This is a genomic window from Neisseria sp. P0006.S009 (assembly GCF_051962915.1).
Lineage (GTDB): Bacteria > Pseudomonadota > Gammaproteobacteria > Burkholderiales > Neisseriaceae > Neisseria > Neisseria subflava_E.
In genome coordinates this window covers 408,424-430,912 of the sequence record NZ_JBQCUV010000002.1, presented here as the reverse complement: position 1 = coordinate 430,912, position 22,489 = coordinate 408,424, and the positions used below count along the sequence as shown (strand labels likewise).

The window sequence follows — 22,489 nt, the reverse complement described above, 5'->3', positions numbered from 1 at the left end:
GTGGATAAATTTTTTCTGCTGCTCCATTCTGTGGGTAACTTTTTGCCTGTGCACAATCTTAGCTTGTTTTATACTTCTCCAATTGGAACTGATTGACTGGAGAAATAGTCAAATAGTTTTTTATTTCAAGCTATTTTCATATTTCCTTTTGTTTAAGCTGGGAAAAGGCCGTCTGAAAATATGTCAATAAGGGTATGCATATGAAGTTTTCTTTTAGTATTAACCTGTTATCCGTTTTGATTTTGGCCGCTTGTGCGCAACAGCCAGTTCAAAAGCCTCAAGTTTCCCTGCCCTCCGTATCTATGGATAACCATGCGCCGGAGCAAGGGACGGGGCTGACGGAGCAGAAATTAATCCGCGCCAAACATTATATGGCGGCGTCTGCCAATCCGCTGGCAACTGAAGCCGGTTATGAAATTTTGAAGCGCGGCGGCAGTGCGATAGATGCGATGGTTGCCATGCAGACAACTTTGGGACTGGTTGAGCCGCAGTCTTCCGGATTGGGCGGCGGCGCGTTTTTGGTGTATTGGGACAATAAGGCGAAAAAGCTGACAACGTTTGATGCCCGAGAAACGGCGCCGAAAGCGGCAACGCCGGGGCTTTTCTTGGACGAAAACGGCAAACCGATGGGCTTTATGAAAGCTGTGGTCGGCGGCCGTTCGGTCGGTGTGCCGGGGATTCCGAAGCTGCTCGAAGATGTCCACAAGCGTTACGGAAAATTGCCGTGGGCAAGTTTGTTTGAAAAACCGATTACTTTGGCGGAACAGGGTTTTGCTGTTTCTCCGCGTATGGCGAAATCCATCGAACAAAATTTGGAACCCTTGCAACGTTATCCGCAAACTGCTGCCTATTTCTTACCCGACGGCAAACCTTTGGCTACGGGAACGGTTTTGAAAAATCCTGAATTTGCGCGTTCTGTGCGCCTGTTGGCGGAAAAAGGCAGTGCGCCGTTTTATCAGGGAATGCAGGCGCAGAATATTGTTCGTGCCGTTACCGGTGCTGTGGATAATCCTGGCAAAATCAGCATGGCGGATTTGAAAAACTACCGCGTTATCGAGCGTGAACCGGTTTGCGCGCCGTATCGTGAATATGAAGTTTGCGGTATGGGCGCACCAAGTTCGGGCGCGATTGCTTTGGGGCAGATTTTGGGTGTATTGCAGAATCAGGATATGAAGGCGTTGGGTGTGGAAAATATCCACAGTTGGCGCTGGATAGGCGATGCGTCGCGGATTGCTTTTGCCGACCGTGATTATTATGTCGGCGATCCTGCGTTTGTGAATGTTCCGACCCGTGCCATGATTTCTCAGGCTTATTTGAAACCGCGTGCTAAAGAAATCCGCCAATCCGACAAGGCATTGGAAACTGTTCAGGCAGGCAAGTTCGGCAAGGTATACGCGCAAGGCATGGCGGTCGAGCTGCCGTCCACCAGCCATTTGGTGGTTGTGGATAAAGACGGTAACGTTGTATCGATGACGACTTCGATTGAAAACGCGTTCGGTTCGGGGCTGATGGCAAACGGCTATCTGCTCAACAACGAATTAACCGATTTTGCCTTCAACCCTGTCGGCGCGGACGGTAAAACGGTGGCAAACAGCGTGGCAGGCGGCAAACGTCCGCGTTCTTCGATGGCGCCGACCATTGTGATGAAAGACGGAAAACCTTATATGGCGGTTGGTTCGCCGGGCGGCAGCCGCATTATCGGTTTCATTGCTAAAACACTGGTGGCGCATATCGATTGGGGTATGGACATTCAGACGGCAATTTCACTGCCGAATATGCTCAATCGCGGCAGCCAGTATGAAATCGAGGATAAAACAGCGGCTGCGGATAAAGCGGCTGCGTTGGAAAAACTGGGCTACAAAGTCCAAATCCGCGATTTGAATTCCGGCGTGCAAGGCATTGTGATCGGCAAAGACGGTTTGCTCGGTGGCGCCGACCCGCGCCGTGAAGGCAAGGTCATGGGCGATTGATATTGTCAGTTTGACTGAAAAAGGCCGTCTGAAACCTAGTTGTTCAGACGGCCTTTTAGTTTTAGAAAATATATGGATAAGTTGTGTATAAGAATAACGTTAAATTTTAATATTTTTATTTTTCAATAGGATAAAATGGATGAATATGTGGATAATTACTTGTGGAAAATGACATGAAAAAGGCCGTCTGAAAGGTTCAGACGACCTTTTCATTGGACTGCTTTATCTATTTTCTATCAGGCTGCCGGCAACTCGTGAAAAGCAGTGGGCAAGTCTTCGTCATCGGCAAACTCAACCCATTCGTAAGCGCTTTCATCTGCCAAAACGGCACGCAACAATGCATTATTGATGGCATGGCCTGATTTGTAACCTTCAAATGCGCCGATAATCGGATGGCCGACAATGTATAAATCGCCAATAGCATCAAGGATTTTGTGGCGGACAAATTCATCGGGATAGCGCAAACCTTCCGGATTCAAAACATCCATGTCGTCAATCACGATGGCGTTGTTCAAATTGCCGCCCAGTCCGAGATTGTGGGCGCGCATCATTTCCACTTCGTGCATAAAGCCGAAGGTACGGGCACGGGCAATCTCATCAATATAGGATTTTCCTGCAAAATCAATCTCGAAAGTAGGTGCGCTGCGATTGAATACGGGGTGGTCAAATTCGATGGTTAAAGTAACTTTAAAGCCATCGTAAGGCGTAAAGCGCACCCATTTTCCGGTTTCTTTGATTTCAACAGGTTTGAGGATTTTTAGAAAACGTTTTTGGGCTTTTTGATCGACAACGCCTGCATTTTGTAAAAGGTAAATAAACGGCAGGCTGGAGCCGTCCATAATCGGAATTTCGGGTGCGTTCAATTCAATCAAGGCATTGTCGATGCCATAGGCAGACAGAGCCGACATAATGTGTTCAATCGTGCCGATGCGCACGCCTTTATCGGTAACGATGGTTGAAGAGAGGCGGGTATCGTTGATCAAATAAGGATTCAATTTGATTATTTCGCCCATTTCCCCACTTAAATCGGTACGGCGGAACGAAATACCGCTGTTTTCTTCGGCAGGATGCAAAGTCAGAGCGACCCTTTCGCCCGAATGCAGGCCAACGCCAGTAACGCTTACTGATTTGGCTAAAGTCCGTTGCAGCATAATTGCTTCCTTTTAAAAAGTCTGATGGGCAAATGATACGTTAAAAAGGAAAAAACAAGCCATCATTTTTAATAGTATTTGCCAATATGGATGTTTTGCGGGTGTGAATTTCAAAATTTTAATTATCCACAATAGCATGTGAAATTGAAGTGGGTAATTTGGGTTTTATCCACAGAAAAATAGAAGAACTAAGATTCTATCCTTTTTTATTCCGGCATTCAGTTGGGGTTGGCCTCAAAGATAAAAAGCGACTATCAAATTGGTTTTAAAGAAAGTTATTCCGTTATCCACAGATGGTTTGGTTCTTCATCAAAATCATCATTTTAAAAATTAAAATATTATAATTTGAAGAAAACACTGAATTATCAACACAAAAATGGCAAAATACGGAGGAAATAGAACTAAGTTTATGATTTCCATAAACTTATGAAACTTTTAAGATTGTAAAAAGGTTTTTATGAAATAAAATATCAAAATTAAGGACTGATTCGATTTACCTGATATTTTCCTACAAACAAGAATTTCATGTTTTCTTTATTTAAATCAAACAACTTAAAAGTAATTATCTATAATCCTAGAAAGTAATTTTATTTCAGGATACAATGGCTTTACTGAAAAATTTTTCCCATTCCATCTAATAGGAGTAGCAAAATGAGTATTAAAGTAGCGATTAATGGTTTTGGCCGTATCGGTCGTCTGGCATTGCGTCAAATTGAAAAAGCCCAAGGTATCGAAGTCGTTGCTGTTAACGACTTGACTCCTGCCGATATGCTGCTGCACCTCTTTAAATACGACAGTACTCAAGGCCGCTTTGAAGGCTCTGCCGAATTGAAAGATGATGCGATTGTTGTGAACGGCAAAGAAATCAAAGTATTTGCCAATCCTAATCCTGAAGAATTGCCTTGGGGCGAGCTGGGTGTGGACGTTGTTCTCGAATGTACCGGTTTCTTTACCAATAAAACCAAAGCTGAAGCCCATATCCGTGCCGGTGCGCGCAAAGTTGTAATTTCTGCACCTGGCGGCAATGATGTGAAAACCGTTGTATATGGCGTAAACCAAGATATTTTGGACGGCAGCGAAACTGTTATTTCAGCCGCTTCTTGTACGACTAACTGTCTGGCCCCTATGGCTGCGGTATTGCAAAAAGAATTCGGTATTGTTGAAGGCCTGATGACTACCATCCACGCTTATACTGGCGACCAAAACACCCTTGACGCGCCACACCGTAAAGGCGACTTCCGCCGCGCCCGTGCCGCTGCATTGAATATCGTACCGAACAGCACCGGTGCCGCTAAAGCCATCGGCTTGGTTATTCCTGAGTTGAACGGCAAACTTGATGGTTCTGCCCAACGCGTTCCTGTTGCTACCGGCTCTTTGACCGAACTGGTTTCTATTCTCGAACGCCCTGTTACCAAAGAAGAAATCAATGCAGCCATGAAAGCCGCCGCTAGCGAGTCTTATGGCTACACTGAAGATCAAATCGTTTCTTCCGACGTTATCGGTATTGAATACGGCTCACTCTTCGATGCGACTCAAACCCGTGTGATGACTGTTGGCGACAAACAATTGGTGAAAACCGTTGCTTGGTACGACAATGAAATGTCTTACACTTGCCAATTGGTTCGTACCTTGGAATTTTTTGCCAGCAAAATCTAAAGGATAACGGGCTGAATCAATCAGTCTATGGATAATTAAAAGGCCGTCTGAACATTTCAGACGGCCTTTTGTTTGTAGATAGATTCAATTTGCAATCAGATTGTGGATAGTTTAATCACTGTGGCACATTTGTTTTCTATCCTAAACTGCACTTCATAATCTGCAATATTCATTACATAAACCCGTTCGGGAATATCTTGATAGGCAGGACGGGGATCTTGGGCGATGCTTTGTTCAATGAGATGTTTTTCTTCTGTGGATAAATGTTCCGCAAGCGTACTTTCTGCCCAGACTACACTCAATTCTTCAGGTTTGCCGCTGACAAAGCCTGATGATGCGTCAGGTTTGGATTCCACAAACGGGATGTAGGGTTTGATATCCACTACCGGAGTACCGTCCAACAGGTCTGCACCGCTGCAATAGATGCGGACAGGTTTGCCTGATTCGATGCGTTCGAGTTTTAGCAGGGATAAACCGAGATGATTGGGGCGGTGCGGGCTGCGTGTGGCAAATACGCCCATTTTTTGTTTGCCTCCAAGCCGTGGCGGACGCACCATTTGCGCCCAACCTTCATCCAATACGCCGTGGAAAATAAAACTTATCCACACATAGTCGAAATCTTCCAAGCCCCGAACGCTGTCAGCGGTAAATTCAGGAGTGAGTTTAATGCAAATTTCTGCCGCAGGAACCAAACCTGGTTGGCGGGCAATGCCGAATTTTTGTTTGTAGGGGGAATGAACGGTTGCAATAGGCGTAATCGAATAGGACATAATTTGTGGATAAATATTCTGTGCAAACTGTCATCATATCACAGATGTTTTCCCACATTTTGCAGTAGTAATTTGTTATAATACAAAGCATTTATTCCAAATGTCCGTACATTGGCAATAAATGAATAATTTAAATTATTTAAAATAAAATCAATAGGTTAAATTAATACATGATTGTTTCTATCGATGTAGATGCACAAAAAACGTTTACGCCTTTGTGCCCGAAAGAATTACCTGTTGCCGAAGGTCATCTGATTGCGGATGAACTCAATGTCCAAGCCGCATTGGCGGATTTACGCGTTATGACGAAAGATGCGCATCATGTCGCGGCAAAATGGCTTGTGGATAATCCTGTTGATATGTTAAAACCGACGGGTTTACCCGATGCGGATTTGACTTGGGTGTCACATGCGATGGTTGGAACATATGGCTATGAGTTGTTGGATGGCCTGCCTTCAGCCAAGGAATACGATTATTGTGTTTGGAAAGGCGTCGATCCTGAGTTACATCCTTACGGCGCATGTTTTCACGATATTGAGGAAAAGCTCAGTACAGGTTTGATCGAATGGTTGCGCTGTCAAAATGCAGATACAGTTATTGTCGGCGGTTTGGCAACGGATTATTGTGTGAAGACAACGGTTTTACAGTTGCTTAAAGGCGGGGCTTGGAAAGTCATTGTCAATCAGGCTGCTTGCCGTGGCATTGCTCCGGAAACGGTTGAATCTGCATGGCAGGAAATGCATTCTGCCGGGGCTATTATTTTAGAAAACGCCGAAGAAATAAGAAAATACATTAATAATCAATAAATTATATTTTTAAATTCTGTTGTTTCACGTGAAACATTTTCCAAAATATGAAGATTTTACTTGTCCGCTTGTCCAGTATGGGCGATTTAATTCATACGTTGCCCGCAGTTGAAGATTTAGCGCGACAATGTCCTGATGTGGAGCTCCATTGGCTGTGTGAGGCAGGGTTTGCAGATATTGCCTGCTTGCATCCTTTTGTCAAAAAAGTTCATGTAATGAAATGGCGGCAGTGGCGCAAACACCTTTTTCAGGCTGAAACGTGGCGTGAAATAGGCCGTCTGAAAACGGATTTGCAGGCTGAATCTTTTGATTTTGTTTTAGATAGTCAAGGACTGATTAAAAGCGCATGCTTTGCCAAAATGGCGAAATCCCCTATTTACGGTTTGGATAAACACAGCGCGCGTGAAAGTTTGGCTGCCCTTGCATACAGTAAAACGTTTGTCGTACCGAAAGGCAAAAATGCGGTTTGGCGAAACCGTGAATTATTTGCCCAAGTATTTGGTTATACAATGCCTGAGACGCAGGTATTTGGTTTGTCGGTTCCTGAATCAGGCCGTCTGAAAAATTTGCAATCCCCTTATTACGTTGCTTTGCATGCAACCAGTCGCGACAGTAAATTATGGCCGGTAGAACACTGGCGTGCATTATTGAAAAAGTTGAATGAAGAACAACAATGCAATGTGTATCTGCCGTGGGGAAATGAAATCGAAAAAATGCGTGCCGAACAGATTGCAAGCGATTTATCGTTTGCTTCGGTTTGCGACAAAATGAATTTATTACAGGCTGCATTTTTATTGAAAAACGCAGAGGGTATTATTGGCGTAGATACCGGACTGCTGCATCTTGCTAATGCGCTGGAAAAGCCTGTTGTAGGAATTTATACAGATACAGATCCGGCCAAGACCGGCGTTCAAGTTTCGGCTTATGCAAAAAATTTAGGCGGTATTGCTCAAATTCCCAATATTGACGAGGTTTATCAAACCTTGATGGATTGTGTTGCAGCATACGGTAAATAATTGCTGGGGAGTTGGATTTATTTTCTGAGTAAATGCTTTAGAAATGATATAATTCCGCTCTATTTACCAAGATTTATACAAATTTGGTTTTATCATGTTGGTGAAAACCGAATTGGATTTTATATAAAGAATGTATCAAAAGCAGTATGCTAGATTTGATGGACATTCTTTTTAGGAGAATTGAATGAAAGCACTGGTCGCAGTAAAGCGCGTAGTGGACTATAACGTCAAAGTTCGTGTGAAAGCCGATGGTTCCGATGTGGATATCGGTAATGTCAAAATGTCGATGAACCCGTTTGATGAAATCGCGGTAGAAGAAGCTGTCCGTTTGAAAGAAGCCGGAAAAGTAAGCGAGATTGTTGCTGTTTCTCTTGGCGAGAAAAAATGCGAAGAGACGTTGCGTACTGCTTTGGCGATGGGTGCCGACCGTGCGGTTCATGTTGAAACTGATGCGAAGTTGGAGCCTTTGGCCGTTGCGAAATTGCTGAAAGCTGTTGCGGATAAAGAAAATCCGCAAATTTTATTGCTGGGTAAACAGGCAATTGACGATGACGCCAACCAAGTTGCCCAAATGCTGGCTGCGTTGTTGAATGCGGCTCAAGGTACTTTTGCATCAAAAGTGCAAATTGAAGGCGAAGAAGCATTGGTAACCCGTGAAATTGACGGCGGCGAAGAGACTGTTGCATTGAAGCTGCCTGCGGTCATCAGTGCAGATTTGCGTTTGAACGAACCACGCTTTGTCAAACTTCCTAATATCATGGCGGCAAAGAAAAAGCCTTTGGAAAAATTAAGTCCTGCCGATTTGGCTGTGGATATTTCTCCGTGTTTGAATACCGTGAAATTTGCCGAACCTAAAGCACGTCAAGCCGGTGTGAAAGTGGCTGATGTTGCCGAGTTGGTTGAAAAGCTGAAAAACGAAGCCAAAGTGATCTAAGGAGTATGAAATGAGCGTATTGATTATTGCGGAACATAATAACCAACATTTGAATCCTGCCACTTTGCATGCGGTAACAGCTGCCGCTAAATTAGGTAATGTAGATTTATTGGTTGCTGGCAGTAATGCTGCTGCGGTGGTTGAAGAGGCAAAACAGGTTGCAGGCGTAGCGAAAGTTTTGGTAGCCGATGCGCCCTATTACGCTGAAGGCTTGGCAGAAGAATTAGCGCCTTTGGTTGTTAAACTGGCTGCGGATTACCGCTATGTGGCTGCGACTGCAACTGCGTTTGGTAAAAATCTGTTGCCCCGGGTTGCTGCCCTGTTGGATGTACCACAAGTTTCCGATTTAACCGAAGTTGTGGATAACTCGACATTTGTTCGTCCGATTTATGCCGGTAATGCATTTGAAACTATTCAATCCAATTCTGAAAAATTGGTACTGACTTTCCGTGCGACAGCATTTGATGCTGCCGGACAAGGCGGTAATGCAGAAGTGATTAATGTTGAGGCAACGCCTGCTCAAAACCTGAGCCGTTTCGTAAACCGTCAACTTTCCCAGTCTGACCGCCCAGAATTGACTCAGGCAAAAGTGATTGTTTCCGGTGGTCGTGCATTGGGCAGCGCTGAAAAATTCAATGAAGTATTGACTCCTTTGGCTGATGTTTTGGGTGCGGCGATTGGGGCATCCCGTGCAGCAGTGGATGCCGAGTATGCGCCAAACGATGCCCAAGTCGGACAAACCGGTAAAGTGGTTGCGCCGCAACTGTACTTCGCTATCGGTATTTCCGGAGCTATCCAACACGTTGCCGGTATGCAGGACAGTAAAGTGATCGTTGCTATCAACAAAGATGCTGACGCTCCGATTTTCAATGTAGCAGATTATGGCTTGGTTGGTGATTTGTTTGAAGTTGTGCCTCAACTGACTGAAGCACTGAAAAACTAATGTTTCACGTGAAACGTTCAGACGGCCTTTGCTATATAAGGCCGTCTGAAAATATTTCGGCATGATTACGACCTATAAAACCATTACCACTCCGACACAGGCTGAATTTAAAGATAAAGGCAGCCGCTTCATCGCATATGCCTATCCGATCCGCACGTTAGCTGATGTGAAGAAATATCTCGACCCATTAAAGGAAGAGCATCACAAAGCACGACATTGGTGCTACGCCTACCGATTGGGTGTGGATGGAATGCAGTTTCGCGCAAATGATGATGGAGAACCGTCCGGGAGCGCTGGCCGCCCTATTCTGGGGCAGATTGATTCTGTCGGCGTAACGGATGTGTTGGTTGTGGTTGTGCGTTATTTTGGCGGTACGCTATTAGGCGTTCCCGGTTTGATTCATGCCTATAAGGAATCAACGGCTCAGGCATTGGCGATAGCTGAAGTTGTTGAAAAGAATGTTGAAAAAACAGTTTGGTTGAAATGTGAATATCCTGTTTTGAATGAGGCGATACGGATTGCCAAACAATATCAGGCCGATATTGTGGAACAGGATTTGCAGCTGGATTGTAAGTTGACAGTGAAAATAGCGTTGGCCGATTATGAAGCCTGTATTGCCGCCTGGAAAAATACGCGCCAAATTGAAGTAGATACTGAGAAGCCGTTTGAATAAAAGGTCGTCTGAACATATTTGATCAATCAAAAGTTTCAGACGGCCTTTGATGTTTTAGCCTTGGTATCTGTCTAAAGCATTTACGCTTGAGCGCAAGTGTTCCCAAGCCAGTTGATGAAATTCTCCCAGTGCGTTCCATAGGGCATCTTCGCTCATAATGCTGTATTCGCCCTGTGTACGCAAATCAACATCTACCCCTTCTTCAATGGCTTGATAACACGCTTGGTATTCGTTGGTATAGAATTCATCCATGTCCTGCATGAGGCTTGCAGCATGTTTCCAGCGGGCGATATCTGCTTCCAGTTGCGGCAGTAATTCGCACCATTCGCGGTATTTGCTTTGAATTTCGTCAATACGTTTTTGCATGATTTGTCCTTTCGTTGTTTGAAATTAGAGTATGGTTGTCTTGGTGCAATATTATTCTTAATTTGAAACAGCTATACAAGATGGAACAATAATTCCATCGATTGAATTTAATTGACAACATCTATTCTTCAAGGAGACGGTATGAAATTGCTCGTTATTGGTAATGGTGGACGTGAACACGCACTGGCTTGGAAATTGGCGCAGTCGTCTAAAGTAGAAACTGTCTTTGTTGCACCTGGTAATGCCGGAACGGCAATTGAACCTAAACTTCAGAATATCGCATTAACGGCGCATCAAGATTTGATTGATTTTTGCCGTAATGAAAATATTGCCTTTACCGTAGTCGGCCCTGAAGCTCCTTTGGCTGCGGGTGTGGTGAATGACTTCTGTGCTGCCGGATTGAAGATTTTTGGCCCGACTCAATACGCTGCCCAGCTGGAGAGTTCAAAAGATTTTGCTAAAGCGTTTATGGCAAAATATAAGATTCCAACCGCGCAATACCAAACCTTTGAAAATGCCGATGTGGCACATGATTACGTCAACCAAAAAGGTGCGCCGATTGTTATTAAAGCGGATGGCTTGGCTGCCGGTAAAGGCGTGATTGTCGCCATGACTTTGGATGAAGCCCATGCCGCTATCGACGATATGTTGTTGGGTAATAAAATGGGCAATGCAGGCGCGCGTGTCGTGATTGAAGATTTCCTGCAAGGCGAGGAAGCGAGCTTTATCGTTATGGTGGACGGCAATCATGTTTTGCCGATGGCAACCAGTCAAGATCATAAACGCCTGTTGGATGACGACAAAGGCCCTAATACCGGCGGTATGGGCGCATACAGCCCTGCTCCGGTGGTAACGCCTGATGTGTACGAGCGTGCGATGAATGAAATTATTTTGCCGACTGTGGCCGGTATGAAAGCAGAAGGTCATGAGTTTACCGGCTTTTTATACGCAGGTTTGATGATTGATAAAAGCGGTGCGCCTTATACCATCGAATTTAACTGCCGTTTCGGTGACCCTGAAACTCAGCCGATTATGAGCCGTTTGAACAGCGATTTGGTGGATTTGGTTGAAGCGGCAATCGACGGCAAACTGGATAGTGTTACCGCCGAATGGAATCCGCAGACTGCCGTAGGCGTGGTGTTGGCCGCACAAAACTATCCTGACTCTCCGAAAAAAGGCGATGTGATCTTTGGCTTGGATAAGGCCAATCAAATCGGTAAAGTTTTCCATGCCGGTACTGCAACGAATGAAAAAGGCGAAGTGGTAACCAACGGCGGCCGTGTGTTGTGTGTCGTCGGTTTGGGCGATGATGTTGCACAAGCTAAAAGCAAGGCTTATGAGGCATTGGAAACCATCCGTTTTGACGGTATGCAATACCGTAAAGACATTGCCGATAAAGCCATCAACCGTTAATAATGAATAGAAACAAGCCGTCTGAACACAGATTGTCCGACAATCTCAGTTTCAGACGGCCTTGGTATATGATGATGTTCCCTAGAATTTTATCGGCTGCAGCCCAACGCAGGTTGCAGGCGCATCTTAAAAAAGGCGGTTTGGTCGCCTATCCCACCGAGTCTTGCTATGGCTTGGGCTGTATCCCTACTTTGCCCAAAGCACTCAATCAACTAATCCATCTGAAAAAACGACCGCAACACAAAGGTATGATTGTCATTGGCTATAGCTTGGAACAGTTGCAACCTTTGCTGCAAAGGCCGTCTGAAAATATCCAAACCATGCTGCATGAAGCATGGCCGGCTCCGAAAACTTTTTTATTGCCGGCCGGCAATAAAGTATTGTCTTCGTTGCGAGGAAAAGGACGCAGTAAATTGGCTGTCAGGGTTCCGGCGCACGCAGGTGCAAGGCGTTTGTGCCAGGTTTTGGAAATGCCTTTAGTCTCTACTTCATGCAATCGCGCAGGCAAACGGGCGTGCAAAACGGAAAGGGAAGTCAGAAGACAGTTTGGCAGGAAAGTATGGGTTGTAGGCGGATTGATAGGTAAGCAGAAAACGCCTAGTCAGATTATTGACGGAGAAACAGGAGCAAGGCTGCGTTAAAGAAGGGTTGTATTATCAAAGGAAAGGTATTCATTTGGAGAAGCCAATTTTTTCCAAAAGATTGGAATACCTGTGTGAAAAGCATTTAGTGCAGATCCAGTTTGATACATAGCAGTCTGTAAATACAGATCGATTAAGCAGATAGTAAGTCAGTAAATAGAGTAGAAAGCAGTATTTTGTGAAATACTCTGGCAAAAAGTGAAGCAAAATTTGAGCGTAAAAGAATCGCTGTAATAAATTATTTTTGAATAAACAAATTTTGTGGATAAATTTGAAGATAAATTTCCATAAAAACATAAAAAGGCCGTCTGAAACTTGATATTCAAAGCATTCAGACGGCCTTTTAAATATTTAAACTGTGGATAACTTTGTGAATAAGTGTGGATTAAAGCTTATGTCCGCACACTGTTTCATATTGTTTTTCAGTAATCGTGCCGCTCATGACGCTCATTGGGCGGATGCTGGTCGGCGTATAGCTTTGGTTGGAAATCACCCGGCCGTGTTCGTCCATCAGTTGCAGCGCTGCCAGGCGATAGGTTTTGTTTGAGCAATGAATTTCCCAGCTGCCGATGGCCGTTTTATAGGCAGGCGTGTTGACGAAACGTTCCTCTTTCAGTTTGGAAACGGTTTTTTTATCGCGGAAAGTAACCAGTGCGCCATTTCTTTTAATGCTGCTTTTATCAATGGCTACTTTGATATTGCCTTCAGAGATGGTGCCGATGTTGGTCCAGCTGCCACCGCCGCTCGATGTGGTGGTTGTTTCACAGGCACTCAACATCAAAGCCGCAAATACGGTTGCAGTTAGGGAAAAACGTTTGATATTCATAAAACCTCATTATTTACAGAAAGTCAGCCGATATTATCCGTGAAGATGGCATATATCGTAAATCGAATTTGCAAAGTTGAACCTCTGAAAAGAATTTTATGAGAAATACGCTGAAAAGGCCGTCTGAAACCTGCTTTTCAGACGGCCTTGAAGTGTAAAATCATGTATAATTGCAAACAATTTGGTTTTCATCCCATAGGAAGATCCGACATGATTAACCCTATCGCTGCACTTTCCCCATTAGATGGCCGCTACGCCAAATCTGTTGAAGCATTGCGTCCGATTTTTTCCGAATACGGCCTGATGCGTGCGCGTGTCAAAGTTGAATTAAACTGGCTCAAAGCCCTTGCCGCCGAGCCTAAGATTGTAGAAGTTCCTGCTTTCAGCGATTTTACGCTTGCCGAAATCGACAAAGTGATCGAAAACTTCTCGCTTGAAGATGCCGCCGCCGTCAAAGCCATTGAGGCGACCACCAATCACGACGTCAAAGCCATCGAATATTGGCTTAAAGAACGCTTCTCCGGCGTGCCTGAAGTGGCAGCCGCCAGCGAGTTCATCCACTTTGCCTGCACCAGCGAAGACATCAACAACCTGTCCCACGCTTTAATGCTGCAAGAAGCGCGTGAAGCTGTTTTGCTGCCGAAACTGGCCGAAATCATTGAAAAACTGACCGGCATGGCGCATGAGTTGGCTGCCGTCCCTATGATGAGCCGCACGCATGGCCAGCCTGCTACACCAAGCACATTGGGTAAAGAAATTGCCAATGTCGTGTACCGCCTGCAACGTCAGTTTAAAAACCTGCAAGCGCAAGAGTTCCTCGGCAAAATCAATGGCGCAGTCGGCAACTACAACGCCCATATGGTCGCCTATCCCGATGTGGATTGGGAAACCCATTGTCGCAACTTCGTTGAAATCAGCCTCGGCTTGACCTTCAACCCCTACACCATTCAAATCGAGCCGCACGACTATATGGCGGAATTCTTCCAAGCCATCAGCCGTGTCAACACGATTCTGATCGACTTCAACCGCGACGTTTGGGGCTATATTTCTTTGGGTTACTTCAAACAAAAAGTCAAAGCGGGTGAAGTCGGTTCTTCCACCATGCCGCACAAAGTCAATCCGATCGACTTTGAAAACTCCGAAGGCAACCTTGGTATGGCCAATGCCGTATTGGGCTTTTTGTCCGAAAAACTGCCGATTTCCCGTTGGCAGCGCGACCTGACCGACAGCACCGTATTGCGCAATATGGGCGTAGGCGTGGGCTATGCCGTATTGGGCTTTGCCGCCCATCTGCGCGGTCTGAACAAGCTTGAGCCGAATCCTGCCGTCCTTGCTGCCGATTTGGACGCTACTTGGGAGCTGCTGGCCGAGCCGATTCAAACCGTAATGCGTCGTTATGGCGTTGCCAATCCTTACGAGAAGCTGAAAGACCTGACACGCGGTAAAGACGGCATTACGCCTGAAGTGTTGAAACTCTTTATTGAATCGTTGGAAATTCCGGCAGAAGCCAAAGCCAAATTGCTTGAGCTGACCCCTGCGTTGTATGTGGGTAAAGCCGAAGAGTTGGCAAAACGAATTTAAAAGGTTTTTGTAGGGCGCACCTTCTTAGTTATTGAGATTTTCTGATAGATAAGAAACCGCTCTCTACATCCGACAAATTAAAAAGGCCGTCTGAAATCTTTTTCAGACGGCCTTTTTCGATTTAATCCGTTATTTCACTTTGTCTTTCAATGCACCGTAGCCGGCGGCGTCCATTTCTTCCAAAGGAATGAATTTCAAACTTGCGCCGTTGATGCAATAGCGCAGGCCGCCTTTGTCTTTCGGGCCATCGGCGAAGACGTGTCCCAAGTGTGAGTCGGCGGCATGGCTGCGCACTTCGGTGCGGCGCATGTTGTAGCTGAAATCGTCGTGTTCGGTAACGGCGGAGGCATTAATTGGATGGGTGAAGCTCGGCCAGCCGCAGCCGGAATCGAATTTGTCGGCAGAGCTGAACAGGGGTTCGCCGCTAACGATGTCCACATAAATACCGGGTTTGAACAAGTGGTCGTATTCGTGGCTGAAGGCATATTCGGTCGCGCTGTTTTGGGTAACTTGGTATTGCTCTTCGGTCAGAAGGCGTTTGAGTTCGGCAGCGCTGGGTTTTTTATACGTTGCCGCGTCAAAGCCTTTGCCTTGCGGGGCGGCTTTGATTTTGCCCGGCAGCGGTTCGTCGGCTTTGCGGATGTCGATGTGGCAATAGCCGTTGGGGTTTTTAATCAGGTAGTCCTGATGGTATTCCTCAGCGTCGTAGAAGTTTTGCAGCGGCTCGTTTTCGACGACGAGGGGCTGTTGGTATTTTTGCTGCTCGCGTTTGAGGGCGGCGGCGATAACGGCTTTTTCGGCGGGGTCGGTGTAGTACACGCCGCTGCGGTATTGCGTGCCGATGTCGTTACCTTGTTTGTTGAGGCTGGTTGGGTCAACGACGCGGAAATAGTATTGCAGGATGTTGTCGAGGCTGAGTTTGTCGGCATCGTAGGTCACTTTGACGGTCTCGGCATGACCCGTGTCGTGGTAGGACACGTCTTCGTAGCTCGGATTTTTCGTTTTGCCGTTGGCGTAGCCGGATACGGCGTCAACCACGCCGTCTATGCGTTGGAAATAGGCTTCCAAGCCCCAGAAGCAGCCGCCGGCGAGGTAGATGGTGCGCGTATTCATGATTGCTGAATCCTTTTTCTGTGTGTCGGGTTTGTAGAACGAATTTTTCAGACGGCCTATGTCGGCATTTGGGTCGCGGATTAATGCCAATGCCTGCGCTTCGTTGATGCTGCCTTTGACGATGCGCTGCACATCGCCGTCTTTGCCGATTAATGCCCATGAAGGGTAAACACTGATATTCAGGCTTTGGGCGATGGTGCCGCCGTTGTCGGTCACGACGGGCAGCTTAGGATAGTTCAAACCGGCATACCATTTTTGGAAGTCGCCGTCTTTTTTCTCGTGTAGAAAACCGGGCGAGGCAACGGTAATCAGGTTGGCAGAACCGAATTTTGTATCTTGCGCCCATTTTTCGGTTTGTCCCAATTCGGACAAACACAAAGGACACCAACTTGCCCAAAATTTAATCAGGGTGGGTTTGTCTTTTTGCAGGTAAATAGTGGCAGGGCGGTTGTCAGGGGTTTTCAACGAGGACAATGCCTGTGGTACGGTTGCGGCTTCGGTATCCATCATTTTGGATGAGCAGGCGCCAAGCGCAAGCAGGCAGCCGAACTTGGCGCAAAGGGAAAAGAAGGTACGGGGATTCATCTCTATATTTCCTGTATGGATGGTTTGCCTTGTTAGACGTTGGAAATGCCAAAACCTGACAACCTTGATTTTCAGACGACCTTGCCACGTAAAATACGCTACAATACTCCCTATTTCAAGTTTCTAAAATTAAAAGGAAAATTTAATGTTCAGCTTCTTCCGTCGCAAGAAAAAACAGGAAACTCCGGCTCCTGAGGAGGCTCAAGTTCAGGAAACCGCAGCAAAAGTAGAATCTGAAGTTGCTCAAGTAGTTGAAAATATTAAAGAAGATGCCGAATCTTTAGCAGAAAGCGTCAAAGGGCATGTTGAATCAGTTGTCGAATCGGCTGTTGAAACCGTCGGCGAAACCGTCGAGCAGGTGCGGGAAACTTTGACCGAAACGCCGTCTGAAACAGTCGAAAAAGTGGAAGAACACGTTGAAGCGGCAAAAGAAACGGCCGTTGAAACCGTCAGCGAGGCTGTTGAACAGGTTCAAGAAGCCGTTGCCGAGATGCCGTCTGAAGCGGCTGAGGCTGTTGAGGAAGCAGCAGAACAGGCTGAGGCGGCAAAAGAGGCGGCCGTTGAAACCGTCAGCGAAGCTGTTGAACAGGTTCAAGAAACCGTTGCCGAGATGCCGTCTGAAGTAGCTGAGGCTGCTGAAGAAGCAGCAGGACAGGCCGAAGCAGTAAAAGAAGAAGCTGTTGAAGCAGTTAGCGAAGCTGTCGAGCAAGTTCAAGAAACCGTTGCGGAAAAACTGGTTGAAGCCCCTGCTCCGGTGGAAGAACCCAAGCTCAGTTGGGCTGCGCGTTTGAAACAAGGCTTGACCAAATCGCGTGACAAAATGGCGAAATCGCTGGCCGGCGTGTTCGGCGGCGGACAAATCGACGAGGATTTGTATGAAGAGCTGGAAACCGTGCTGATTACCAGCGATATGGGCATGGAAGCCACCGAATACTTGATGAAAGACGTGCGCGACCGTGTCAGCCTCAAAGGCCTCAAAGACGGCAACGAATTGCGCGGCGCGCTGAAAGATGCGCTGTACGACTTGATTAAGCCTCTGGAAAAACCTTTGGTCTTGCCGGAAACCAAGGAGCCTTTCGTGATTATGCTTGCCGGTATCAACGGCGCAGGCAAAACCACATCTATCGGCAAACTCGCCAAATACTTCCAAGCGCAGGGCAAATCTGTGCTGTTGGCGGCAGGCGATACTTTCCGTGCCGCCGCGCGTGAGCAGCTTCAAGCTTGGGGCGAACGCAACAATGTGACCGTCATCTCGCAAACCACAGGCGATTCCGCAGCCGTTTGCTTCGATGCTGTCCAAGCCGCCAAAGCGCGCGGCATCGATATCGTGCTGGCTGATACAGCCGGCCGCCTGCCCACGCAGCTTCATTTGATGGAAGAAATCAAAAAAGTGAAACGCGTGTTGCAAAAAGCCATGCCGGATGCGCCACATGAAATCATCGTTGTGCTTGATGCCAACATCGGCCAAAACGCCGTCAACCAAGTGAAAGCCTTTGACGAAGCATTGGGTTTGACCGGTCTGATCGTCACCAAGCTTGACGGTACGGCCAAAGGCGGTATCCTTGCCGCCCTTGCCTCTGACCGCCCAGTTCCCGTCCGCTACATCGGCGTAGGCGAAGGCATCGACGATTTGCGTCCGTTTAATGCCAAAGCGTTTGTAGATGCCCTATTGGATTAAACGGACAGGCGGAGGCTTGTCAACGCAGTCTGCGGGGGATTTTTGAGCCGTATTTTGAATGACTCTGCATTCGGTTGATACCAGCCAAACAGGCTGTTAAAAAGGCCGTCTGAAACCTAAAATCAGGTTTCAGACGGCCTTTATTTTATTTTCAGGTTTAGTTTTTCCGTGCAGTAACAAACTCGGCCAGTTGGCGCAGGCGCAGGGCTTTGCCGCCGAATGGCTCAATCAGGGCAACGGCTTCTGCAATCAGCGTTTCTGCGTAAGTACGCGCGGCGTGCAGGCCCATCAGTTTGACGTAGGTCGGTTTGTCGTTGTCCGAATCTTTGCCGGCGGTTTTGCCCAAGGTGGCGGTATCGGCTTCGCAGTCCAATACATCGTCGATCACTTGGAAAGACAGGCCTAATTTGGCAGCGTAGCGGTCTAAGGTTTGGATTTGCGCCGGTGTTAAGTCCGGGCAGGAAAGTGCGCCTAAGGCCACGGCCGCGCGGATGAGCGCGCCGGTTTTGAGGCTGTGCATCTGTTCCAATTCGGCCTGATTCATGGCTTTGCCGACATTGGCCAGGTCGATGGCTTGTCCGCCCGCCATGCCGAGGCTGCCGGATGCCTGGGCCAGCGTGGACAACATGGCAAGCTGGCGTTCGGCAGGCAGGCCTGTCGGACGGCTCAGTACATCAAAGGCTTGGGTTTGCAGCGCATCGCCGACCAAAAGGGCGGTGGCTTCGTCGTATTGCACATGGCAGGTCGGTTTGCCGCGGCGCAGGCTGTCGTTGTCCATCGCCGGCATATCGTCGTGAACCAGCGAATAGACGTGCACCATTTCGATCGCCGCCATCGCCTGCTCGACGGCATTTTGGTTTGCTTCGCCCAATTCGGACGCGGCAAGCACCAAGAGCGGGCGCAGCCGTTTGCCGCCGCCGAGGGTAACGTAACGCATGGCTTCGTGCAGCGTGTGCGGCACTTGGCTTTCAGACGGCAAGAAATGCGCCAGCAGCAATTCGGTTTGCGCTTGGGCTTTTTGCTGCCATGTTTTGAGTTCATTCGCCGGGTTCAAGGTTCAACTCCTTCAGTTCGCCGGCATCCAAGACTTGCAGTTTCTGCTCGACTTCCGCCAATTTGGTTTGGCAGTATCTGACCAATTCGTTGCCTTCCTGATAGGCGGCCAGGGCGTCTTCCAGCGGCATTTCGCTACTTTGCATGGCCTGGGTCAGGGTTTCAAGGCGGGATAAAGCTTCTTCAAAGGATTGGGGGGCGTTTTTTTTCATGGTTTGAAATGATGGGCAGAAAAGGGGAATTGTAGCATTTTTAGATGATGAAGGCCGTCTGAACAGGGATGAAAACGAAATCAAAGATTTCTGTTTTTGCGTTCAGACGGCCTTTTTTAAAACGGAATAACGTTATCAGCCCGTTAAAACGGCTTTTTGATAGTTGAGCGCGATAAACTGCTTCTCGGCATCCAATTCAGTGATTTTGAACAATGCCTGCGATTTGGGCAGCGCGTCAAACGGAATACCGGTCGCGCGCGTTACCAGCGGCAGCCCCTCAATGCGGACGAGGTCTTCTTTGAGGATGGTGGCCGTCAGCTCGCTCATTCCTTGCTGTTGCAGGTAGACGAGGCTCCAGTAGGCTTCCATTTGGCGTTGGAAGTCGGCGTAGGCTGTATAGGCGGCATCGAAGTCGCGCAGCGCGGCGAAAAGCTCGGCATCGCTGTTTTGATACAGCGGCTCGGCAGTGTCGTCGATCAGGCTGATCAGCTGCTTTTGGTTGATGTAGTCGGCGGCGCGGCGCAGCGGTGAGGTAAACCAGCCGTAATGCTGCACGCCCATGCCGATGTGCGGTTCGGATTTGGTGCTCATGCGCACTTTGCCTGCCGGTTGGACGCGGAAAAGGCCGGGCAGCTCGTTTTCGTCCAGCATTTGCGCCCAAGTGCTGTTGGCAAGAATCATCATCTCGCTGACCAGCGTATCGATGGGCGAACCGCGTTCGCGGCGGACGACGGATACGTTGCCTTCCTCATCCAATTCGATGCTGTAATCGTATTGCGGCGCGCGGTCGGGTTCGTATTTGCCGCGCGCTTTTTGCAGGGCGATGGCGAATTGATAGAACCAAATCAGGTCTTGATGGTGGGCAAACATCATTTCGCCGGCTTCGTCCAAGCCGGTTTCGGCGTTGAAATGCGGCTCGATGGCTTGAATGCGCAGGTTTTCGGCGATGTTGACCGCTTCGATTTTGCAGGTTGGCGCGCCGACGTTGAACTCGCCGTCCACATCAAAATAAATGCTGACGGCAGGGCGGTATGCGCCTGCATCAAGGCTGAACGCGGCAATCCAGTTTTCGGGTAGCATGGTAATTTTGCCGCCGGGGAAATAAACCGTGCTTAAGCGTTCCATGATGTTTTTTTCCATTTTGTCGCCCGGTTTAACGGCAAGCGACGGCGCGGCGATGTGGATGCCGACGCGTTTCATGCTGTTGCCCAAATCGGTCAGGCTCAAGGCGTCGTCCACTTCGGTGGTCGATTCGTCGTCGATGGAAAAGGCGGTGACGTCGGCCTTGGGCAGGTCGGGCATTTCGGGCAGGGGGAGGTCGGGGAAACCTGTTCCTTTGGGGAAGTATTTGATTTCAAAACCGTCTTGCAGGTATTGGGGGATGGACGTAATGCCGCCCGTTTTTTTCGCCAATTCGTAGGAGGAGGTTTTCAGCGCGTCGGCGGCTTTGGTAAAGGCTTTATAGGTCAGCGATTGCTTGTCGGGCGCGTGCAGGATGGTTTTCAAATCCGCCGCGATTTCAGACGGCATCTCGCCGCGTTTCAAGGCTTCTGCCCAAGCGTCGATTTGCGCGTCTTGCTGTTTTTTGCGTTCGATGGCGGCAAGCGCTTGTTTCAAAGTTTCTTCAGGCGCGGCTTTGAACACGCCTTTGGCTTTTTTGTAGAAATACATCGGCGCGGCGTACAGCGCAATCAAAGTTGCCGCCAGCTCGGTTTTGGTCGGTGCATGGCCGAAATATTCTTCGGCGATGGCTTCGGCGGTAAACTCTTCTTCGCCGCATACTTCCCACAATAAATCGGTGTCGATGTCCGCCGCCTGCGCCTGCGCGTTCTCCAAAAACGCCGCCATATCGCCGTCAAACTCGGCAAAGACATTGTTTGCCTTCACTTTGGTGCGTTTGCCGTGTTGGGTATCGACTTGGTAGGTGGCGTCGTTTTTTTGGACGATGGCGGCAACTTTGAATTGGCCGGACTCTTCGTAAAAGATATTCATTTTTTTAGGATTTTATGATTTGTAGGAAACGCGTGATTTTAGCAGATTTGCACAAGAAAGGCCGTCTGAAAAACATACTTTCAGACGGCCTGTTCAAACGGCGGATGATTAATACTGATATGCCGCCAGTTTGCGTTTGATTTCAGGCAGGGCGGCGCGTGCGGCCTGTTCGCCCAATTGGATGGCGCGTTGTTTTTGGTCGAAACCGCCAACCGAACCCAGCTCCAAAACCTGCGGTTTGATGACCACATTGGCTTGGCCCAATTCTTGATGCAACGCAGTTTGACTCATTACGTTGAAGGTTTGGTCAAGATAGGAGAACATGCCTTGGCTGACGTTTTTGGCCGGACGGGCGGAAATATCGACGGCAATGATGAAGTTTGCGCCCAGTTTTTTCGCCGCGCTGACCGGTACGGGCTGCGACAGGCCGCCGTCCACATATTTGCGGCTGCCGATAACGACAGGCTGGAATACGTTCGGAATCGACGCGGAAGCGCGGACGGCCTGTCCGGCATTGCCTACGTTGAACACCACTGGTTTGCCGCTTTCAAAATCGGTCGCAACGGCGGCAAATTTGATGGGGAACTGCTGCATCGGGCGGTTGCCGACTTTGCGGTTGATGTAGTTTTGCAGTTTTTCGCCTTTGATGAAGCCGCTGGTGGACAAGGTCAAATCCACCAAATCGGTTTTACCCAAAATTTCCGCTTCCAATTCGAGGCGGTCGGGCGACATTCCCGAAGCGTACATACTGCCGACAATCGAGCCTGCGGATGTGCCGGTAACGATTTTGATCGGAATATTGTTTTCTTTCAAAACCTTAATAATCCCGATATGGGCAAAACCTTTGGATGCGCCGCCGCCCAAAGCCAGCGCAACCGTGGCTTTCGGTTTGGGTGCAGTATGCGAAACCGTATTTTGACCCTGCGTAGAAGGTTTGGATTGCGGCGCGTTGCCGCTCGGACAGGCGGCCAATACCAAGACGGACGAAGCGGCTAAAAACGTTTTGAATGTGGAAAAAAGTTTATTCATGTTCAGACAGCCTTTAATATGTCGAAAGGGTTATTTTACTCTGAAATTAAGTCGAAAGGCCGTCTGAAATCAGGATTCAGA

20 protein-coding genes and 1 pseudogene are annotated in these 22,489 nt (G+C 47.9%); 12 read left to right on the top strand and 9 right to left on the bottom strand.

Going from position 1 to position 22,489, the window contains the following annotated elements:
* Positions 1-200 precede the first annotated feature (200 nt).
* Complete coding sequence (gene ggt / locus ACTHTK_RS05840) at positions 201-1,970, top strand: gamma-glutamyltransferase (protein WP_107723922.1); 1,770 nt, start codon at positions 201-203, stop codon at positions 1,968-1,970.
* Positions 1,971-2,206: 236 nt separating this feature from the next.
* Here ggt and lpxC read toward each other — a convergent pair whose 3' ends face one another.
* Complete coding sequence (lpxC, locus tag ACTHTK_RS05835) at positions 2,207-3,121, bottom strand: UDP-3-O-acyl-N-acetylglucosamine deacetylase (RefSeq protein WP_107723921.1); 915 nt, start codon at positions 3,119-3,121, stop codon at positions 2,207-2,209.
* Between the two features lie 651 nt (positions 3,122-3,772).
* Here lpxC and gap point away from each other — a divergent pair.
* The gene (gap, locus tag ACTHTK_RS05830) at positions 3,773-4,777 is read left to right on the top strand and encodes a type I glyceraldehyde-3-phosphate dehydrogenase (protein ID WP_107723920.1); all 1,005 of its coding nucleotides are present in this window, start codon (positions 3,773-3,775) and stop codon (positions 4,775-4,777) included.
* Between the two features lie 95 nt (positions 4,778-4,872).
* Here the strand turns inward: gap and tsaA are convergent, their stop codons facing one another.
* On the bottom strand, positions 4,873-5,547 hold the full coding sequence (gene tsaA / locus ACTHTK_RS05825; protein ID WP_107723919.1) for a tRNA (N6-threonylcarbamoyladenosine(37)-N6)-methyltransferase TrmO: 675 nt from the start codon (positions 5,545-5,547) through the stop codon (positions 4,873-4,875).
* A 170-nt stretch (positions 5,548-5,717) separates the two neighbouring features.
* Between tsaA and ACTHTK_RS05820 the strand changes: the two genes are divergently transcribed.
* The 5 genes from ACTHTK_RS05820 to ACTHTK_RS05800 all read left to right on the top strand — a co-directional run bounded on the left by ACTHTK_RS05820 (position 5,718) and on the right by ACTHTK_RS05800 (position 9,919).
* Entirely contained in the window at positions 5,718-6,353 is a 636-nt protein-coding gene (locus tag ACTHTK_RS05820) for a nicotinamidase (RefSeq protein ID WP_107723918.1), read from the top strand.
* Between the two features lie 47 nt (positions 6,354-6,400).
* On the top strand, positions 6,401-7,369 hold the full coding sequence (waaC, locus tag ACTHTK_RS05815) for a lipopolysaccharide heptosyltransferase I (RefSeq protein ID WP_107723917.1): 969 nt from the start codon (positions 6,401-6,403) through the stop codon (positions 7,367-7,369).
* Between the two features lie 184 nt (positions 7,370-7,553).
* Entirely contained in the window at positions 7,554-8,303 is a 750-nt protein-coding gene (locus ACTHTK_RS05810) for an electron transfer flavoprotein subunit beta/FixA family protein (protein ID WP_107723916.1), read from the top strand.
* Between the two features lie 10 nt (positions 8,304-8,313).
* Positions 8,314-9,246 carry an electron transfer flavoprotein subunit alpha/FixB family protein gene (locus ACTHTK_RS05805; RefSeq protein WP_107723915.1) on the top strand — a complete coding sequence of 311 codons (933 nt, stop codon included), beginning with the start codon at positions 8,314-8,316 and terminating at the stop codon, positions 9,244-9,246.
* A gap of 61 nt (positions 9,247-9,307) precedes the next feature.
* A complete protein-coding gene (locus tag ACTHTK_RS05800; RefSeq protein WP_049333071.1) occupies positions 9,308-9,919 on the top strand; it encodes an IMPACT family protein in 612 nt (203 codons plus the stop codon).
* 54 nt (positions 9,920-9,973) lie between these two features.
* On the opposite strand, the gene ACTHTK_RS05795 is transcribed toward ACTHTK_RS05800, so the two are convergent.
* The gene (locus tag ACTHTK_RS05795; RefSeq protein ID WP_440378477.1) at positions 9,974-10,285 is read right to left on the bottom strand and encodes a DUF4298 domain-containing protein; all 312 of its coding nucleotides are present in this window, start codon (positions 10,283-10,285) and stop codon (positions 9,974-9,976) included.
* A 141-nt stretch (positions 10,286-10,426) separates the two neighbouring features.
* Here ACTHTK_RS05795 and purD point away from each other — a divergent pair, with 141 nt between their 5' ends.
* Both purD and ACTHTK_RS05785 read left to right on the top strand, forming a co-directional pair.
* A complete protein-coding gene (gene purD, locus ACTHTK_RS05790; RefSeq protein ID WP_440378476.1) occupies positions 10,427-11,698 on the top strand; it encodes a phosphoribosylamine--glycine ligase in 1,272 nt (423 codons plus the stop codon).
* Positions 11,699-11,769: 71 nt separating this feature from the next.
* Positions 11,770-12,339: an L-threonylcarbamoyladenylate synthase gene (locus ACTHTK_RS05785; RefSeq protein ID WP_440378495.1), complete on the top strand. Its 570-nt coding sequence runs from the start codon at positions 11,770-11,772 to the stop codon at positions 12,337-12,339.
* Positions 12,340-12,724: 385 nt separating this feature from the next.
* Here the strand turns inward: ACTHTK_RS05785 and ACTHTK_RS05780 are convergent, their stop codons facing one another.
* Positions 12,725-13,165, bottom strand: coding sequence for a surface-adhesin E family protein (locus ACTHTK_RS05780; RefSeq protein ID WP_440378475.1), 441 nt, complete (start codon positions 13,163-13,165; stop codon positions 12,725-12,727).
* Positions 13,166-13,375: 210 nt separating this feature from the next.
* Here ACTHTK_RS05780 and purB point away from each other — a divergent pair, with 210 nt between their 5' ends.
* The gene (gene purB / locus ACTHTK_RS05775) at positions 13,376-14,746 is read left to right on the top strand and encodes an adenylosuccinate lyase (protein ID WP_440378474.1); all 1,371 of its coding nucleotides are present in this window, start codon (positions 13,376-13,378) and stop codon (positions 14,744-14,746) included.
* A 129-nt stretch (positions 14,747-14,875) separates the two neighbouring features.
* Here purB and msrAB read toward each other — a convergent pair whose 3' ends face one another.
* On the bottom strand, positions 14,876-16,444 hold the full coding sequence (gene msrAB, locus ACTHTK_RS05770) for a bifunctional peptide-methionine (S)-S-oxide reductase MsrA/peptide-methionine (R)-S-oxide reductase MsrB (protein WP_440378473.1): 1,569 nt from the start codon (positions 16,442-16,444) through the stop codon (positions 14,876-14,878).
* 145 nt (positions 16,445-16,589) lie between these two features.
* Here msrAB and ACTHTK_RS05765 point away from each other — a divergent pair.
* Together ACTHTK_RS05765 and ftsY are read left to right on the top strand one after the other, a co-directional pair.
* Positions 16,590-16,757 (top strand): annotated as a pseudogene (locus ACTHTK_RS05765) (signal recognition particle-docking protein FtsY); the annotation flags it as partial.
* A gap of 57 nt (positions 16,758-16,814) precedes the next feature.
* Positions 16,815-18,122, top strand: coding sequence for a signal recognition particle-docking protein FtsY (gene ftsY / locus ACTHTK_RS05760; RefSeq protein WP_440378494.1), 1,308 nt, complete (start codon positions 16,815-16,817; stop codon positions 18,120-18,122).
* A gap of 157 nt (positions 18,123-18,279) precedes the next feature.
* Here ftsY and ACTHTK_RS05755 read toward each other — a convergent pair whose 3' ends face one another.
* From ACTHTK_RS05755 to ACTHTK_RS05740, 4 genes are all read right to left on the bottom strand, one after another.
* Positions 18,280-19,176 carry a farnesyl diphosphate synthase gene (locus tag ACTHTK_RS05755; protein ID WP_314059622.1) on the bottom strand — a complete coding sequence of 299 codons (897 nt, stop codon included), beginning with the start codon at positions 19,174-19,176 and terminating at the stop codon, positions 18,280-18,282.
* The gene (locus ACTHTK_RS05750; RefSeq protein ID WP_003681131.1) at positions 19,160-19,387 is read right to left on the bottom strand and encodes an exodeoxyribonuclease VII small subunit; all 228 of its coding nucleotides are present in this window, start codon (positions 19,385-19,387) and stop codon (positions 19,160-19,162) included. The genes ACTHTK_RS05755 and ACTHTK_RS05750 overlap by 17 nt, the downstream gene beginning before the upstream one ends.
* Before the next feature lie 135 nt (positions 19,388-19,522).
* A complete protein-coding gene (locus tag ACTHTK_RS05745; RefSeq protein ID WP_440378472.1) occupies positions 19,523-21,379 on the bottom strand; it encodes a ribonuclease catalytic domain-containing protein in 1,857 nt (618 codons plus the stop codon).
* Positions 21,380-21,487: 108 nt separating this feature from the next.
* Positions 21,488-22,408: a patatin-like phospholipase family protein gene (locus ACTHTK_RS05740; RefSeq protein WP_049333053.1), complete on the bottom strand. Its 921-nt coding sequence runs from the start codon at positions 22,406-22,408 to the stop codon at positions 21,488-21,490.
* Positions 22,409-22,489 lie beyond the last annotated feature (81 nt).

Coding starts and splice junctions, on each gene's coding strand:
- ggt (WP_107723922.1), top strand. CDS start 201: ATGAAGTTTTCTTTTAGTATTAACCTGTTATCCGTTTTGATTTTGGCC.
- purB (WP_440378474.1), top strand. CDS start 13,376: ATGATTAACCCTATCGCTGCACTTTCCCCATTAGATGGCCGCTACGCC.
- ACTHTK_RS05745 (WP_440378472.1), bottom strand. CDS start 21,379: ATGAATATCTTTTACGAAGAGTCCGGCCAATTCAAAGTTGCCGCCATC.
- ACTHTK_RS05800 (WP_049333071.1), top strand. CDS start 9,308: ATGATTACGACCTATAAAACCATTACCACTCCGACACAGGCTGAATTT.
- ACTHTK_RS05785 (WP_440378495.1), top strand. CDS start 11,770: ATGATGTTCCCTAGAATTTTATCGGCTGCAGCCCAACGCAGGTTGCAG.
- gap (WP_107723920.1), top strand. CDS start 3,773: ATGAGTATTAAAGTAGCGATTAATGGTTTTGGCCGTATCGGTCGTCTG.
- msrAB (WP_440378473.1), bottom strand. CDS start 16,444: ATGAATCCCCGTACCTTCTTTTCCCTTTGCGCCAAGTTCGGCTGCCTG.
- purD (WP_440378476.1), top strand. CDS start 10,427: ATGAAATTGCTCGTTATTGGTAATGGTGGACGTGAACACGCACTGGCT.
- ACTHTK_RS05820 (WP_107723918.1), top strand. CDS start 5,718: ATGATTGTTTCTATCGATGTAGATGCACAAAAAACGTTTACGCCTTTG.
- ACTHTK_RS05810 (WP_107723916.1), top strand. CDS start 7,554: ATGAAAGCACTGGTCGCAGTAAAGCGCGTAGTGGACTATAACGTCAAA.
- waaC (WP_107723917.1), top strand. CDS start 6,401: ATGAAGATTTTACTTGTCCGCTTGTCCAGTATGGGCGATTTAATTCAT.
- ACTHTK_RS05805 (WP_107723915.1), top strand. CDS start 8,314: ATGAGCGTATTGATTATTGCGGAACATAATAACCAACATTTGAATCCT.
- ACTHTK_RS05795 (WP_440378477.1), bottom strand. CDS start 10,285: ATGCAAAAACGTATTGACGAAATTCAAAGCAAATACCGCGAATGGTGC.
- tsaA (WP_107723919.1), bottom strand. CDS start 5,547: ATGTCCTATTCGATTACGCCTATTGCAACCGTTCATTCCCCCTACAAA.
- lpxC (WP_107723921.1), bottom strand. CDS start 3,121: ATGCTGCAACGGACTTTAGCCAAATCAGTAAGCGTTACTGGCGTTGGC.
- ACTHTK_RS05780 (WP_440378475.1), bottom strand. CDS start 13,165: ATGAATATCAAACGTTTTTCCCTAACTGCAACCGTATTTGCGGCTTTG.
- ACTHTK_RS05750 (WP_003681131.1), bottom strand. CDS start 19,387: ATGAAAAAAAACGCCCCCCAATCCTTTGAAGAAGCTTTATCCCGCCTT.
- ACTHTK_RS05740 (WP_049333053.1), bottom strand. CDS start 22,408: ATGAATAAACTTTTTTCCACATTCAAAACGTTTTTAGCCGCTTCGTCC.